Below are 14,740 nucleotides of genomic sequence, written 5' to 3' on the forward strand. Positions count from 1 at the left end.
CCGACGACCACGCGAACGCCCGTCTGCTCGCCGAGGGGCTGGCCGACATCCCCGGCATTCGCTGCACGCCCAGCGACATCGAGACGAACATCGTCCATTTTGATGTCGGCGAGACGGGCCGCACCGGCGGCGAAGTTAACGCCGCCATCACCGAGCGCGGCGTCCGGATGGGTGGCGGCAGCGGCACCCGCATGCGCGCCGTCACCCATCTCGACATCTCCCGCACCGACATCGAACGCGCCGTCGAGGTGATGCGCGAGGCGGTGCTGGCGGGGTAGGGCGTCTGTGCGGCCGTGTCCAGTCGTCGTGGGTGGGCCGTTAGCGTCGGCCTACCCAGTTCTTTCGAAGCGGTAGCCGACCCGTTCTCCTGTCATCTCGAACCGCAGTGAGAGATCTCCCACCCGTTTGATACAGTCCAACGGAGGGGAGATTTCTCAGCTGTGGCCTCGAAATGACAGATTTCGGGGGTGACTGTCGAATCGAACTGCTCGTCATGCTGGCGAGAGCACTGGATTTCCTGCCAGCGCATGCCGCCGCAACTGCCGGATGCGCTGGGCGACGTGCTCAATCTGCTGCAGGACGGTCTCAGGCGGACCAGCGAGGTCGAGGGCGATGATCTCCAGACGTTTGCCGAGGTGGATGATGTCGTGTCTGGCTGGCTCCCGTTCGCCTGCGGCGTAGATCAGCAGCCCGCCCGGCAGGTCGGCGGCGACGGCGTAGGCCAGCAGTTGGTAGATGTCGTCGTGCTGACCGATCGTCGTTCGCTTGTATTTCACGTCGCCGACGAACAGGCAGCGCCCGCCGTCCCACCATGAGATGTCTGGCTTAAGTCGGAGCGCCCCGGCACGATCCAGCGTTAGTGCGCGCGCTGCGTTGCCCTGCGGGAACTCGGTGCTGCGCAGGTTGAGTGTGTCGCGGAGTGCGAGGACGACGAAATCCTCGAACACCTCGTTCATGTCGATCAGGAACGTCGATGCCCGGACGTGGCCGTGAAGCATGTCGAACGACGTTGCGCGGAGGATGAGCTTCGCCAGCGTTACCGCTGGTCGGTAACGCTCGTTCAGACGTGTCCAGGTGATCTCGGGCAGCGCACGCGGATCGTAGGTCACTGCCGACACCTCGGCCAGCAACCTGTCGAAGGCGTGCAGCGCGTGGCGCAGACGCGGGGAGCGCAACCGGAGACGGCGCAGGCGTTCGATGGCCGCCTTCAGCAGCCGGTTCTCGTCGATGTCGGCGGAGAATTCGTCGTAGCGCACCTCGATCGGCAGCAACTGATCGAACCGGCGACGAATCTGGTCCTCGAAGCGGATGCGACCACGAATGGTCAGCAGCGCGTCCTCCTGGACGCGATAGCCCTGCAGGACGCCGTGCTGCAATGCGCGGTGCAGTTGCGAGACGAAGCCCGGCACGATCGCCTCCACCAGCGACGGTGCCGGTGCCAGATCGAACGTGACTTCGTCCCACCGTCGCTGCCCGAGTGCGTAGGAAATCAGGAACAGGACTCGGTCGATTGGCAGCTTCGGGCGAATCTCGATGGCCAGCGTGCCGAGGTCGACCGTGCCGATCGTCGAGCCGGGGCGCAGATCGTAGCAGGCGCTGGTCTCGGGCGTTGGCGTGATGTCGATAAATGGAGCGACCCGGCGCAGGGTATCACGCTCGTTGGCTGAGAGCGCGATACCCTGCTCAGTCCGGTATTCCGTCAGTGTCAGCAGTCTCATCGTCCGCCTCTGTACCTGCGATCCGGTCGAGCCGGAACTGATCGACACGCTCCTCCTGCCCGAAGAAGTGCTCGGCGACATACGGCAAGATCGCGTGATCCCAGATCATGGCCAGCCAGGCGTCATCGAGCGTCGTCTTCATGAAGTAGCTCGGCCCGATTGCGCTGTCGCGGTTGTCGAGCATCTGGTTGGCGCGATCGACGTAGTCGGCGACGTACTGCATCTGTGGCTTGTGGCGTGCCAGCCAGCGGCGCAACAAGCCGTCGATCGGCGCTTCGCTGGGCATGAACGGCACGAAGTAGAAGCGGCGACGCAGGGCGGCATCAATCAGCGCGATCGAGCGGTCGGCGGTGTTCATCGTGCCGATGATCCACAGGTTCTCCGGCAGCGCGAACGGCTCGTCGGAGTACTGCAGGCTCAGCTCGTGATCGCGGTACTCCAGCAGGAAATAGAGCTCGCCGAACACCTTGGCAATGTTGCCGCGATTGATCTCGTCGATCAGCAGGACGTAGGTCTGCCCGGGATCCTCGCGCGCCGCATTAGCGATGCGCACCAGCGGGCCATTGCGCAGCTCGAACCCGCCGCTCGCGGCTGGCCGATAACCCTGCACGAAGTCCTCGTAGGCGTACGAGGGATGGAACTGCACCAGCGCCACTCGACTGCTGTCACCGGCAATCGTCTCGGCCAGTCTGCGAGCAACGTACGTCTTGCCGGTGCCCGGTGGTCCGTAGAAGATAGCTTGTCGCTTGTCATCCAGCAGGTTGTTGATGCGCAGCAGGAACTCGACCGGCAGCAGCAGCTCGTCGGCGAGGGCGGCGAGAGGATCGGTGGGTGAGGGTGGTGGAGTGATTGGGTCGGGGGAAGGATCAGTTGTCTTTGTGCGGAATGTCTGCAAGCGTGCTTTCTCTTCTTCGGGCCAATTGGCCATTGACCGATGATCGAGTTTCCACTCCGTGACAGCCAAAGCGACACTATGGGCGTCCTGTCGGTCTTGAAGATCCAGTCCTTGCTTCGTCGCTTCTGTAAGCATCGTATCGAAGAATCGCAGCGCGTGTGGATAGACGCTCGTTTGGTTGTCTGGCGGCAGGGGATAGTTGGTTAGCACATAGCAGTCCTCGGTTGACGACGGGCGAATGGGTGGATACCTGGATGGATCAATCCCCATCATAAGAACCGAAAAGATCGCATCTCGCTGACCGCGACGTTTCACACTTTCAGGTAGTGAACTGAAGAATGCGTTCGACGCTTGCTGGATGTCGTGTGTAGACCAAATATCGCGTAGCATCGCCTGTACCGCAGTACGGTTGGTCATTGCCCACGCACGAAACTCGTTAATCGTATTCCAGTGAACGATGCTGCTCGTACTAGCCTTATATGCCCTAGACTTAAATGCTCCTTCCAGTGGCCCGAGCCAGTCGCTTTCGTTTAGAAGTGCGTCTTTGGCTGACTGGACTAGCTCGGCGACCTGCAACTTGTACTCGCGAGCTTCATCGTCGAAGCCATCCCACTCATAAAACCGTCTCGCCCAGTAAATGAACTCGTCCCAAGGGTTTTCAGAGGCACGTTGCTCCGACATACGTCATTGCTCCATCTTTGGTTCATTGTGCGGACGATCAATGGCATCCTGTCAGATGTGCTGGCTTGGCAGTCCCTCTGCGTTGGGTTGCATCGAATGGAAGGGAGATTTCTCACTGCGGTTCGAAATGACAGGATTCGAGGGTGGCTGCCGCGCCGGGACGCTCGACATGCTGGAACTGACGACCTTCAGCAGGTTGTCAGAGCGACAGCCAACCCCATTTCCTGTCATTTCGAACCGCAGTGAGAAATCTCCCACCCGTCCCGCGCGGAAGAGCGAACCCGGCGTGATACGCCCTGCGGGCAAGCCGCCGCTCTGGCCTGCTCCCCAATTGACGATTCAGTGATCTTCTCTGAAGGTGAATATACGGCATCCGCTACACAAAATGCGGGAGGGCCGTTCGGCCCACCCGCGCTCTTGCTGTATTCAGTTGGAGGCGCTACACGTCCAGCGCGCCGCGAAGGCGGCGGAAGATGGCGCGGCCGACGCCGGTGCGGGTGCCGCCGGAGAATTCGGCGGAGGAGCGCGACGGGAGCTCGAAGACTTCGAGATAGTGGACGCGCGCCGGCTGCTGCCCGCAATTAACCAGCGACTGCTGCGCCTGTGTGTCAGCGTAGCGGGTCATGATGTCGCGGTGATCGATCATTGTGGTGGTGGATCCTTCTGTCTCAGGACGATGGCCGGGCGAGGCTCAGGAGCGACGGAGCAGGCGAGTGCGCTGCGCCCGGTTCGCCTCGCGCTGACGATCGGCTTCGATGGTCTTGGCCAGCCGGATGGCGGTGTCAGGATCAATAACGAACATGCGTTTGCCTTTCGCGCTGCGCCGGATCATCCACTGGGTCGATCTTGACGCCGTGACCGTAACTTGTTACAGTCAATTCACAGGTTACATCATAGCAGGAGTGGCGTAACCTGTCAATGGTTATATGCCAGTTACGGCAGTGGGATTTTGCCGCCTGGAAGGTGATGTCATGGAAGAGTTCGCGCCCGAAGCGGGGGCGTTCGACTATACGTCCGGGGCGCTCGCGCTCGATTTCGTCAATACGCTGAGCGGTCGCTACGATGAAGAGCCGCGCGATCAGATACGCTCGTACGATGAGCTGTTGTCGTTCGCGCGCGGTGTCGATTGCATCGACGCTGCCGACACTGGCGCGCTTGCCCAGATGGCGATGCGCGCCGCCGATGACGCGGCTCGCGCCTGGCAGGACGCTCTGCACGTCCGCGAGGTGCTGTTCAGCATCTTCGCTTCAGTTGCGGCGGGCCACACGCCGCGGCAGAGCGATCTCAGCAAGATCGGCCCGAGCATGGTGCGCGCCGCAGAGCAGCGGCGGCTCCAGGTGCTGGATGGCCAGGTGGTCCTTGGCTGGGAGCCGGTTGGTGATGTTCCCGCGTTCCTCGAACGCCCCCTCTGGCCGATTGTGCAGGACGCCGTCGATCTGCTGATTCACGGGCAGCTCGATCGCGTTCGTGAGTGCGCAGCCGACGATTGCGGTTGGCTATTTATCGATGCCACCCGTAACCGGAGTCGGCGCTGGTGCAGCATGCAGACCTGCGGCAACCGCGCCAAGGTCTCCAATTTCCGTGCGCGCAAGCGCGAATAGCCTTTGTGTCCTGTCATGTATGTGCATGTCCGACGAGATTGCGGGTGTTTGCCTCATCAGAGCGGAATCTGAATGATCATTCAGCATTACGCGACAGGAGTCATGACAGTTTGTGCATGATGCGGCATTTGCGGGATGATGTTCGAGAATACCATCAGGGAGTTGGGTTGACATTTGCTTCAACGTTACTCATCCTTGATCTGTTGACGCATCCTGTCTGCGTCGGTGGGGTAGGGCGTGGATTGGTTTTCAGGTAAGGAGCCCAGTAGTGGCCGCTCGTTCGCGTAACTCGATGGGGCCAAGGATTCGCGAGCTGCGTATGGAGTGCGGACTCACGCTCGATGAGTTGGCTCGGCGAGCAGGTATATCGGCCAGCCATCTGTCGCGGCTCGAGCGCGGCCAGACCGCGCCGTCGTTCAAGGTTGCAGCAGATATTGCCCGCGAGATTGGTGTCAAGCCAAGTGAGCTGGCTACGATTCAGCGTGAGCAGTCAGACGTGGATGCTGCACTGATTGACGCACTGGGTGAGCTGGGCCTGGACATGGAAGTCGCGCAGCACATCTGCGACCGTATCTCGACGTCCGCGCGCTCGGCGCTGGTCGCCGTGCTGCGGCCTGAGGCGGAGGCCGCGAGCTAGTCCGTCAGCCGCTTCCCGAGAATCCAGCGGGTATACAGCAACTCAAAGCCTCGCCGTTGCATATTGCGCGGCGAGGCGTTTTCTGTGCCGGTCTGCGATGTTGCGAGATCAGCGCCCAGCTCGAGCGCATCACGCAGCCGCCGCCGAATCAGCGCGCCCTGTCCGCCACGTCCGCGGAAGACGGGCATCGTCGTCGCGACGAAGAGCTGGGCGACACCGTCAGTGACACACATGACCGATGCCGAACCCGGCTGGCCGTCGTACTCGACCAGGTAGTGTGCCCAGCCGGGTAGCCCGAGGGTCGCAGCGAAGATGTGCCCACGGACCGAATCCTCGGGCAGGTCGTAGCCGATGTTCAGGACGCGCGCGAACGCATCGGACTCTGCGGCATCCACGCGGCGAACGGTCGGCGCATCTGCCGGTTCGGCCATGATGGCGAGGTCGGTGTCCGCCAGCCTGCGGCCCCACATGTGCTCCTGATAGTCCTCGCGGAAGCCGAGCCGGGCGACGTGGTCCTTGCCGACGGCGTCGATCGTCTCCGGAGAGCCGTCAATGCCCAGGACGATTGCGCCGTCTGCGCGCGCTGCTTCCTCAATGTGCGTGATCGTTAGATACGGATTGCTTGCGTCGGTGAGGTTGATGATGCAGTTGTAGCCGGGATCATTGTCATGGCGCGACCAGACGGTGGTCACGCCATCGATCTCAACGACGGCGGTGCCGAGATCGGTAGCGGCGCGATACATTGCGGTGAACGAATCGTTCTCCGCGCGCTCGATGCGCTCCACCATTTCACGATCGATCATCCCGGCCTCCTCGGTTCGTATGCACCCGGTCATACACAGAGTATAGGTGAGCCGCGAATGCTATCCTCAAGGAGGAGGGATGCCGAAGGATGGGCATGACCGACGCACATGCGGAGGGCCACCAGGCTCGCCGTGCCTGGCTGGATCGTGAGCGTGATGAGTGGGTACGAGCCTTTGTCGGCGCTCTCGACGACGCTATTCAGCACCTGCACGCCATGATCTTTGAAGAGGGCTGGGACGCGCTGCTCGCCGAGTACGGCGACGAGGCGGTCGCGCTGCGCGAGAGTGTCCATCACTACGAGCGTGGGCTGGCGCATCTGTTTGGCTTCGTGCGCGCTTGCGGGACGTTGGCCGACGAAGTTGCCTGGTCGTCGATGAAGACCGAGTATCGGCGCACTGCCGTTGAGGCCGACGTTGAGATCACGCTGCGCACGGCGCTGGAGACCAGCCTGTACGCCGCCGAGCGCGTGCCGCTCGGTGATCACGCGCTCTGGCTGGCCGGGACCGACGCGATGATGCTGTTTCTCTATCAGGCTGCAGCGGACGCTGCGCCGCACCCCGGTGTGATGACGGCGCTGGAAGACCAGTTGCGCTGGGCCTATGGCGCCCTGCAGGCATTTGAGGAACACGCCGCGTTTCACGCTGCGTTTGTCGCCTACGTGCATGACCCCCATGTTCGGCCCATTATTGAGGCGTTGACCAGTACCAGCGCCGAGGCGATTGCCAACTGGCAGGCCGGGCTGTTGCCGCTGACACGTTTTGATCTGTTGATGAACACCAGCCTGGTCTGGTTGGCGAGTGCGGTCGCTCGGACGCCGATCGAGCGGTCGGACTGACCCGGAAAACCAGCCATTGGCTCGCCCCGGCTGGAATACTTTGGCCGGGAGGAGATGCGAGAGTATGCGCCTGACACGAACGGACGATGGTGGCCGGAGCGGCCTGCTGATAGCAGCCCTGCTGGTGGCGTCACTCCTGCTCAGCGGTTGCGCTGGATATGGCGGACGCACGGTCGGGAAGGACGGCGCAGACGCCGTCGTCCGAACGGACGGCGAGCACTGCGAGATGACGTTGCCGGAAGGCTGGAAGTGGTATCCGGCCAAGTGGGCGGCTGAGTCGCCGAAGGGCACGCAGCTCTCGTTCGACGAGATCGCCCTCGGACGCCCGCAGAACCCCGACTGGAGCGAGCTGCGCGATCGGACGGTGGACGACGTGACCCGCCGCAACCCGAACGCGCAGGTCTCTGCCGACGACAGCGAAATCCGGATTGACTACGGCAACGACGGCGGCATCAGCGTCATCCAGCGTTTCGACCGCTATGCCTGCCGCCTGGCGTTCAGCAACAGCCAGCAGACGCGCACCGAAGAAATGCCTGAATGGGACGCGATCATCGCGTCGCTGGCGCGCATTAGCCCGACGCCCGACTTCACCCCACCGGCCGACGACTGAGGAGGTTTCGTGGTGACGAGCATGGCAACGGTCGCAGACAGGATCGGTCTCAATCTGCGGCGCGGCACACCAGCCGAGACGATCTCCCGAATTCAGCAGGCAGAGCAAGCGGGGATTCGTTCCATCTGGATGACGATGGGTGCGCTCGGTGCCGACACGTTGGCCGTGTTCGCTGCGGCGTCGATGGTGACTGAGCGCGTGCGCATGAGCAGCGGCATCGTGCCGGCCTTCACTCGCCATCCGCTCGGTCTCGCCGGCGAGGCGCTGGCGCTGGATGGCATCGCGCCGGGCCGGATTCGGCTGGGTATCGGGACCAGCCACGGCCCGACGATGGCGGCGTACGGCCTGTCGGTCGATCAGCCGCTGGAGTGGTTCGGCGAGTACGTGCAGATCCTGCACTCGGCCATGCGTGATGGAGCGGTCACGCTGGCGGGGCGCTGGTATCAGGTGGACGCGACGATGGCCGGCACGTCGAGCGTGCCGCTGCTGGTGTCGGCGCTGCGTCCGCGCGCCTGGGAGCTGGCTGGTGAGCTGAGCGATGGCGGCGTCTCGTGGCTGTGCCCGGTTGATTACCTCACTGGCGAAGCGCGAGATGCTATGCAGCGTGGTGCCGAGCGGGCCGGACGGCCCGTGCCACCGATGGTCGCACAGGTGCCGGTGGCGCTGACTACCGACCGGGCGGCGGTGCGGGCGGCGGCGAGCGCGCAGTTGGCGAACTATCGCCGCCTGCCGTTCTATGCACGCATGTTCGCTGCGGCTGGCTACCCGCTGACGCCGGAAGGCGAATTCACCGACGGACTGCTCGATCATCTGGTTATCAGCGGCAGTGATGATGAGATCGTCGCGCAACTCAGCGAGCGCCTGAATCTCGGGTTGGATGAGCTGCTCGTCTCACATCTGCCGGTTGGCGATGTCGGGGCGGAGGAGCAGCACCTGATGCACCTGCTCGGTGCGATCGGGCCGTAGACCGCGCGTATACTGCCGCTCACATACACGACAGCGACGATGATCGTAATCGGGAGATGAGGCACGATGGACCTGCGCTTTACTCCGGAGGATGAGGCATTTCGGCAGAAGGTGCGTGCCTGGCTGGCTGAGCACGCGCCGCGCGAACCGCTAGGCACGGTCGCCGACAAGAAGGCGTGGCATCGTAAGCTCTATGAGGCCGGGTATCTCGGGATGGGTTGGCCGACGGCGTACGGCGGTCAGAACGCGCGCCCGATCGAGCAGGCCATTGTCGTTGAGGAGATGACGCGCGCGAACGCTCCGGCCTCAATCAACTGGGCCGGGCTGGGCCTCGTCGGTCCAACGCTCATTCACCACGGCTCCGACGCGCAGCGCGAGCGCTATCTGCGCAAGATCCTGCTCGGCGAGGAAGTCTGGTGCCAGCTCTATTCCGAGCCGAATGCCGGTTCCGACCTCGCCTCGCTGCAGTGCCGCGCCGACATCGACGGCGACGAGTTCGTTGTCAACGGTCAGAAAATCTGGACGAGTACCGCGCCCGAGGCGGACATGGGCATCCTGCTGGTCCGCACCGACCGCGAAGCGCCGAAGCACCAGGGCATCTCCTACCTGATCGTTGATATGCACCAGCCCGGCATTGAGGTGCGTCCACTCCGGCAGGTGACCGGCATCGCCGACGAGTTCGCCGAGGTGTTCTTCACCAACGTCCGTGTTCCGGCCGACAACCTGATCGGCGAGCTGAACGCCGGCTGGCGGATCGCCCAGACGACGCTGTCCTACGAGCGCGGCGGTGATACCGTCGGCATCGTCGCCGGGCTGCAACACTCCTACAGCCGCCTGCTGGAGATCGTGCAGACGCCGCAGGGAGGTGGGCAGCGGCCGATCGACGATCCGATCGTTCGGCAGCGGCTGGGCCAGATCATGGCCGACATCGAGGTGCTGCGTTATTCAACGTTGCGCGTGCTCTCGACGCTGGAGAAGGGCAACCAGCCCGGCCCGGAATCGTCGATCTCGAAGCTGCATTACTCCGAGCTGGACAAGCGCGTCTACACGCTGATGCTCGACATCCTCGGCCCCTACGGCCAGGTCGTTGATGGCGGCCCGTCCACCTATGCCTACGCGCCGGACCAGCCGGGCGACCCGCATGGCAACTGGCCGTATCACTACATGCACCCATTCGCCGAGACGATCTATGCCGGATCATCGGAGATCCAGAAGAACATCATCGGCGAGCGTGTGCTGGGCCTGCCGAAGGAAGTTCGGGCCGACCGACTGGCCCGCTAACTCCAGCGATTACCCACAACGAACGCAGCAGAGACGGCAACCGAGGTGATCGGTTGCCGTCTTGCACGTTTGTCATTTCCGTCTGAGGATTTGACATGCAATTCCCGGATGCCTATAGTACGTCCGGTTGTTCCAGAAAGTACCTCAGATGATGACGGCAGCCACGGTCGTGACCGTGGATGTCATGTTATTGGTGTCCGAGTCTCGCTCGCCCCCGCACGCGTGGTGCATGTTCGACCCTGCGGGGATTCAGCGACTGAGACGGTCAAGCCGATGATTGCGCTCGAGAGGAGCGATCGCCGACATGAAGTCGACCATGCGACGATGGATGCTCGTGTTCTCTGCTGTTCTGGCGATGGTCTTCGTCGTGGGTTGCGGGCGCGTCAATCTGGAAGATCTGACGCCGGAAGCGGCGCGGACGGAGATTGCGGCGACGACGACTGCCCTGGCCAACGCACCGACTGAGACTCCGATTGATGCGCCAAGCGACGTCATCGAAGCGTTCGAGAATGCGGACGTCGCCGGTGGTGGTGTGCTGTACAACCCGTGGTGCTCCGGCTGCCATGACGGCGGGCGCGCTCAGCCGATCAAGGGCCAGGTGTTTGACCCGTCCGAGTGGATCCCCAAGCTGCGTGCTGAGTCGGGCGTTGCCGATCCGCATACGCCGACCTACACCGTCATGGAGCTGAACGACAAGCAGCTGACCGACATCCTCGCCTTCATCGCGTCCGCCAAGTAGCGCCGCGCTCCGTTCGAGGTCCGGTACAATCCCGATGGGCTTCGATTGACGGAGACTGGGTGAGCGGGTTTCTATGGTTGTGTTTCCGATCGTCGCGACGATCCTGGCGTTTGGATGCGCTGCCGCCGTCGCACGGGACTATCTCGCGCGGCCACGTCCGAACGGACTCGTCTGGACGATCGCGTTCGCCGTCTTTGGCGCAGCCGCGCTGTGCGAAGTCATTGGCTCGCTATCCGGCTGGACCCCGCTGATCGCCCGCACCTACTATGTCCTCGGCGCAACACTCGTCGTCGGCTATCTCGCGCTCGGTGAGCTCTATCTGCTGATGCGCCGCTCGTGGGCCGACAAGGCCAGCGGCGTCATGATCCTGCTCACCGCTCTGTCAGTCGCGCTCATCTCCAAAACACCGATAGGCCCGAACGTCGCTGACGAAGGTTGGCGCGCACTGGAGCCGAGCGCCGGGATGACGGCGCTGACGGTCGGGATCAACTCGGGCGGCACGCTGATTCTGGTTGGTGGGCTGCTCTTCTCGGTCTACTCATTCCGCCGCAAAGGCATCATGCGCAATCGCATGATCGGTTGCCTGCTGATCGCGATCGGTACGCTCGCCGTCGCCAGTGGCGGCACGCTCACCCGCTTCGGCAGCCACCAGCTGCTCTATATCGCCATGTCGTTCGGCATCGCGCTGATCTTTGCGGGCTACCTCTGGACGCGCAAGCCGGATGCGAAGCCAGTCGCGACCCCCGCTCCGGCAGCAGCACCGGCGCAGGTGATCGCGCCGATCAGCTTCCGCTCCAGCCGCGTCGACGAGCCGAAAGCCACGACTGCCGCTGACCAGATTCCTGCTGAGACGATCACGCTCCGGCTGACGCTGGAGCGCCGAGCTGATGGTCAGTGGCGTCTGCTCTCCGGCGAGGTCGAGGGGGACGAGCCGACGACACTCCGGCGCGACGAGGTCACCTTACGGCCAGTCGTTCCAGTAGACATCGCAACCCTCTTCGCCTATCAGGACGCCGTCATTGCCAGCACGCTCGCCGCATTCCCCTCGCAGGACCGCGAGGCGTTCACGGCGCGCTGGGAGCGCATCCTCGCCGACGAGGCCATCGAAAAGCGCGCGATCGCGATGAACGGCGCTGTCGTCGGCGCTGTCGTCTGCTTCGATGTGCTCGGCGAACGCCACCTCGGCTACTGGCTGGACCAGTCCCTCTGCGACCACGGCGTCGCGACGAACGCACTGACACTGTTCCTCAGCGAGATACTGACCCGCCCGCTCAACGCGGAGGTGGCGGCCTGCAACGCTGCCGCGCGCCGCGTCGTCGAGGCCTGTGGCTTCATGCTCGTCTCTGCCGATGAGCGGCTGAGTAACCTGCGCTACGAGCTGCGCGCCTGAATCTCTCCCGCAACCAGTGACCGCAGAGCCGACGAGTACGGCGGGCGAACGACGCCGCGCTCAGTGATGAATGCACTGATGTACGCGTGCGGTGTCACGTCGAACGCGGGGTTGTAGACACCGGCGGCGTCCGGCACGATCGCATGGCCGTTGAACTGACGCAGCTCGCCGGCATCGCGCTCCTCGATCGGGATGTCCGCGCCGGTTGCGATCGACAGGTCGATCGTCGAGATCGGCAGCGCGACATAGACCGGCACGCCCAGCGTGTGGGCGACAATCGCCAGTGGCAGTGTGCCGATCTTGTTCGCCGCGTCGCCGTTCGCCGCCACCCGGTCGGCCCCGACCAGCACTGCCTGCACACCACCACGAGCCAGCACCGACGCTGCCATGCCATCGCCAATGACCGTCACCGGCACACCGGCTCGCGAAAGCTCCCATGCGGTCAGGCGCGCGCCCTGCAGCAGCGGTCGGGTTTCGTCGGCGTAGACCAGCAGGTTGTGGCCCTGCTCGTGGGCGACATAAATCGGCGCGAGGGCAGTGCCGTAGCCGGACGTTGCCAGACCGCCGGCGTTGCAGTGGGTCAGCACCGCGCCATCGCTCAGCAGCGCCGCGCCGTACTCGCCGATGGCGCGCCCAGCCGCGCGGTCCTCCTCCAGGATCGCCAGCGCCTCGTCGCGCACGATCCTGCGCAGCGCCTCGACATCGCCGTCGCTGGCCGCCAGCCGATCCCAGACGCGATCGAGCGCCCAGAACAGGTTGACCGCCGTTGGGCGTGAGGTCGCGAGATAGGCGCGTGCCTGCTCGATGTCGGCCAGCAGCGCCTCTGATGTGGCGGCCGTCGACTGGCGCGCGGCGATATCCAGGCCAAACGCCGCCGCGATCCCAATGGCTGGCGCGCCGCGAACACGCAGCGCGCGAATCGCCTCCCACATCTCCCCGACCGAGGTGATGACGATGCGGCGCTCCTCGCCGGGCAGCAGCGTCTGATCGATGATCGTGATCTCGTCGCCATCAATGGCGAGCGGCTCGATTGGTGGCGTCTGTGCGGTCATCGCGGCCTTGCTCCGTTGTCTGTGCGTCGTCCTTCTGCCGTCATTCTAGTCGCCATCGCCGCGACATGAAGCGCGGGAAGTGCGGCTACAATCGTCGAACCGGTACGACATGCGACGAGGAGGGAGTCAGAACCCATGGCACAGTCAGATGAAATGCGGGATCTGGTGTTGGCCAATCTCTCATGGCCGGAAGTGGACGCGATTCGCGATCAGGTTGAGCTGGTGCTGCAGCCGGTCGGCTCAAACGAGCAGCACGGGCCGAATCTGGCGCTCTGTATGGACATCGCTGCCTCGTTCGAGTTCTGCCGCCGCGCCAGTGAGCGACTCTATCCGCGGGTGCTGGTGGCTCCGCCGGTGCCGTGGGGCGTCTCGTTCCATCACATGAACTTCCCCGGCACGATCACGCTGTCGAATGAGACATTCGTCCAGATCCTGACCGAAGTCGTCGGATCACTGCATCACCACGGGTTCGAGCGCTTCCTGCTGGTCAACGGTCACGGCGGCAACGTCCCGGCAATGGGTGTTGCGACCGTCCGGATCAAGGAGGAGATCGACCCGCTCTTCATCGGAGCCTCGAGCTACTTCCACTTCATGGACCGCTCGATCCACGAGCGCTTCGGGGCGACGAAGTACACCGGCCACGCTTGCGAAGCCGAAACGGCCCGAGCCATGGAGCTCATCCCGCAGCACGTCAAGTACGACACCATCGCGCAGGGCGACATGACCGACCTGATGTACGAGTTCAACCAGACGTTGAAGCGCTATAACGTCAGCGTCCCCTACCGATTCGATGAGATGACGCGCAACGGCGCACTCGGCGACGCCCGCATCGCCACGCCGGAATATGGCAAAGCCCTCGTCGACAATGCCCTCGACAACTTCACCGCGTTTGTGGACGAGTTGCTTGCGAACAGCCCGGTGGAGTAGGCAGGTTCAGGTGCATGGAGGGGCGCTCGCATACGCCCCTCCATGCACGCGTTCGTCTTACATCGTCGTGCCGTGCCGTTATTCCTCACCTGCCAGATACTTCTTCACGTTCTCGTTCACATCGTCGCCGAGGTCGAGACCGTTGATGACGACGGAGATACCAGCGAAGTACTGCAGGACACCGAGCGCCTCAACGACATCGGCATCGCTGAAGCCCATGCGCTTGAGACGGGCCGTGTGGATCTGGATGCCGAAGCGATTGTTGAGCAACGTGACGGTCGCCCAGGCGAGGAACTCTTTCAGTGTCGGGTCGAGCGCGCCCTCTTCCATCACCCGGTGGCGATGCTCGACAGCGGCCTCCAGGATCGTCGGGTTGTGGCCAAGCACGTTGTAGGCGGTCGGCACCTGCCCCTTGCCAAACCCGGCTTTGATGTCATCGAACGCCTCTTTGACTCGGCCGTCGGCCTCGGATTCGTCGATAAATCGCAGCGTTGCCATGACACGTCTCCCCTTCATATTCACTGTGTGCTCTGATCACGGGTCGATTGCATCTGCTCAGGATGGTGAGACTGTACTGCATGGTCGATAATGCCGCCGAGGAGAA

At 63.5% G+C, this 14,740-nt stretch carries 17 protein-coding genes; 10 read left to right on the top strand and 7 right to left on the bottom strand.

Annotated features, from left to right (window positions below; genetic code table 11):
• The coding region (locus tag M9890_02350; protein ID MCO5175799.1) for a low specificity L-threonine aldolase at positions 1-278 on the top strand (278 nt) is incomplete at its 5' end.
• A 213-nt stretch (positions 279-491) separates the two neighbouring features.
• On the opposite strand, the gene M9890_02355 is transcribed toward M9890_02350, so the two are convergent.
• From M9890_02355 to M9890_02370, 4 genes are all read right to left on the bottom strand, one after another.
• A complete protein-coding gene (locus tag M9890_02355; protein MCO5175800.1) occupies positions 492-1,718 on the bottom strand; it encodes an McrC family protein in 1,227 nt (408 codons plus the stop codon).
• A complete protein-coding gene (locus M9890_02360; protein MCO5175801.1) occupies positions 1,684-2,646 on the bottom strand; it encodes an AAA family ATPase in 963 nt (320 codons plus the stop codon). The genes M9890_02355 and M9890_02360 overlap by 35 nt, the downstream gene beginning before the upstream one ends.
• 1,087 nt (positions 2,647-3,733) lie before the next feature.
• Complete coding sequence (locus M9890_02365; protein MCO5175802.1) at positions 3,734-3,940, bottom strand: hypothetical protein; 207 nt, start codon at positions 3,938-3,940, stop codon at positions 3,734-3,736.
• 45 nt (positions 3,941-3,985) lie between these two features.
• Positions 3,986-4,126: a hypothetical protein gene (locus M9890_02370; protein ID MCO5175803.1), complete on the bottom strand. Its 141-nt coding sequence runs from the start codon at positions 4,124-4,126 to the stop codon at positions 3,986-3,988.
• Positions 4,127-4,265: 139 nt separating this feature from the next.
• On the opposite strand from M9890_02370, the gene M9890_02375 reads away from it, so the two are divergent.
• Together M9890_02375 and M9890_02380 are read left to right on the top strand one after the other, a co-directional pair.
• The gene (locus tag M9890_02375) at positions 4,266-4,895 is read left to right on the top strand and encodes a CGNR zinc finger domain-containing protein (GenBank protein MCO5175804.1); all 630 of its coding nucleotides are present in this window, start codon (positions 4,266-4,268) and stop codon (positions 4,893-4,895) included.
• Positions 4,896-5,163: 268 nt separating this feature from the next.
• Positions 5,164-5,532 (top strand): helix-turn-helix domain-containing protein, encoded by a 369-nt coding sequence (locus M9890_02380; GenBank protein MCO5175805.1) that lies wholly within the window; start codon positions 5,164-5,166, stop codon positions 5,530-5,532.
• Here the strand turns inward: M9890_02380 and M9890_02385 are convergent.
• Positions 5,529-6,335, bottom strand: a complete 807-nt coding sequence (locus M9890_02385) for a hypothetical protein (protein MCO5175806.1) — start codon at positions 6,333-6,335, stop codon at positions 5,529-5,531. The genes M9890_02380 and M9890_02385 overlap by 4 nt on opposite strands.
• A 95-nt stretch (positions 6,336-6,430) precedes the next feature.
• On the opposite strand from M9890_02385, the gene M9890_02390 reads away from it, so the two are divergent.
• The 6 genes from M9890_02390 (at position 6,431) to M9890_02415 (ending at position 12,157) form a co-directional block, all read left to right on the top strand.
• The gene (locus M9890_02390; protein ID MCO5175807.1) at positions 6,431-7,171 is read left to right on the top strand and encodes a hypothetical protein; all 741 of its coding nucleotides are present in this window, start codon (positions 6,431-6,433) and stop codon (positions 7,169-7,171) included.
• A gap of 64 nt (positions 7,172-7,235) precedes the next feature.
• A complete protein-coding gene (locus tag M9890_02395) occupies positions 7,236-7,781 on the top strand; it encodes a hypothetical protein (GenBank protein MCO5175808.1) in 546 nt (181 codons plus the stop codon).
• Positions 7,782-7,790: 9 nt separating this feature from the next.
• A complete protein-coding gene (locus tag M9890_02400) occupies positions 7,791-8,747 on the top strand; it encodes an LLM class flavin-dependent oxidoreductase (GenBank protein ID MCO5175809.1) in 957 nt (318 codons plus the stop codon).
• Positions 8,748-8,813: 66 nt separating this feature from the next.
• A complete protein-coding gene (locus tag M9890_02405) occupies positions 8,814-10,028 on the top strand; it encodes an acyl-CoA dehydrogenase family protein (protein ID MCO5175810.1) in 1,215 nt (404 codons plus the stop codon).
• Between the two features lie 304 nt (positions 10,029-10,332).
• Complete coding sequence (locus M9890_02410) at positions 10,333-10,767, top strand: cytochrome c (protein MCO5175811.1); 435 nt, start codon at positions 10,333-10,335, stop codon at positions 10,765-10,767.
• Positions 10,768-10,840: 73 nt separating this feature from the next.
• Positions 10,841-12,157 (top strand): GNAT family N-acetyltransferase, encoded by a 1,317-nt coding sequence (locus tag M9890_02415; GenBank protein ID MCO5175812.1) that lies wholly within the window; start codon positions 10,841-10,843, stop codon positions 12,155-12,157.
• Here M9890_02415 and mtnA read toward each other — a convergent pair.
• Positions 12,139-13,209 (bottom strand): S-methyl-5-thioribose-1-phosphate isomerase, encoded by a 1,071-nt coding sequence (gene mtnA / locus M9890_02420; GenBank protein ID MCO5175813.1) that lies wholly within the window; start codon positions 13,207-13,209, stop codon positions 12,139-12,141. The two genes, M9890_02415 and mtnA, sit on opposite strands and share 19 nt — an antisense overlap.
• Positions 13,210-13,344: 135 nt before the next feature.
• On the opposite strand from mtnA, the gene M9890_02425 reads away from it, so the two are divergent.
• Complete coding sequence (locus M9890_02425; GenBank protein MCO5175814.1) at positions 13,345-14,136, top strand: creatininase family protein; 792 nt, start codon at positions 13,345-13,347, stop codon at positions 14,134-14,136.
• 78 nt (positions 14,137-14,214) lie between these two features.
• Here M9890_02425 and M9890_02430 read toward each other — a convergent pair whose 3' ends face one another.
• The gene (locus M9890_02430) at positions 14,215-14,634 is read right to left on the bottom strand and encodes a carboxymuconolactone decarboxylase family protein (protein ID MCO5175815.1); all 420 of its coding nucleotides are present in this window, start codon (positions 14,632-14,634) and stop codon (positions 14,215-14,217) included.
• Between the last annotated feature and the right edge of the window lie 106 nt (positions 14,635-14,740).

This window comes from Thermomicrobiales bacterium (assembly GCA_023954495.1).
Lineage (GTDB): Bacteria > Chloroflexota > Chloroflexia > Thermomicrobiales > CFX8 > JAMLIA01.

Excerpts from the sequence above, each read along its gene's own strand:
- M9890_02355 (MCO5175800.1), bottom strand. The coding sequence starts at position 1,718 with ATGAGACTGCTGACACTGACGGAATACCGGACTGAGCAGGGTATCGCG.
- M9890_02360 (MCO5175801.1), bottom strand. The coding sequence starts at position 2,646 with ATGGCCAATTGGCCCGAAGAAGAGAAAGCACGCTTGCAGACATTCCGC.
- M9890_02365 (MCO5175802.1), bottom strand. The coding sequence starts at position 3,940 with ATGATCGATCACCGCGACATCATGACCCGCTACGCTGACACACAGGCG.
- M9890_02370 (MCO5175803.1), bottom strand. The coding sequence starts at position 4,126 with ATGATCCGGCGCAGCGCGAAAGGCAAACGCATGTTCGTTATTGATCCT.
- M9890_02375 (MCO5175804.1), top strand. The coding sequence starts at position 4,266 with ATGGAAGAGTTCGCGCCCGAAGCGGGGGCGTTCGACTATACGTCCGGG.
- M9890_02385 (MCO5175806.1), bottom strand. The coding sequence starts at position 6,335 with ATGATCGATCGTGAAATGGTGGAGCGCATCGAGCGCGCGGAGAACGAT.
- M9890_02390 (MCO5175807.1), top strand. The coding sequence starts at position 6,431 with ATGACCGACGCACATGCGGAGGGCCACCAGGCTCGCCGTGCCTGGCTG.
- M9890_02395 (MCO5175808.1), top strand. The coding sequence starts at position 7,236 with ATGCGCCTGACACGAACGGACGATGGTGGCCGGAGCGGCCTGCTGATA.
- M9890_02405 (MCO5175810.1), top strand. The coding sequence starts at position 8,814 with ATGGACCTGCGCTTTACTCCGGAGGATGAGGCATTTCGGCAGAAGGTG.
- M9890_02410 (MCO5175811.1), top strand. The coding sequence starts at position 10,333 with ATGAAGTCGACCATGCGACGATGGATGCTCGTGTTCTCTGCTGTTCTG.
- M9890_02415 (MCO5175812.1), top strand. The coding sequence starts at position 10,841 with ATGGTTGTGTTTCCGATCGTCGCGACGATCCTGGCGTTTGGATGCGCT.
- mtnA (MCO5175813.1), bottom strand. The coding sequence starts at position 13,209 with ATGACCGCACAGACGCCACCAATCGAGCCGCTCGCCATTGATGGCGAC.
- M9890_02425 (MCO5175814.1), top strand. The coding sequence starts at position 13,345 with ATGGCACAGTCAGATGAAATGCGGGATCTGGTGTTGGCCAATCTCTCA.
- M9890_02430 (MCO5175815.1), bottom strand. The coding sequence starts at position 14,634 with ATGGCAACGCTGCGATTTATCGACGAATCCGAGGCCGACGGCCGAGTC.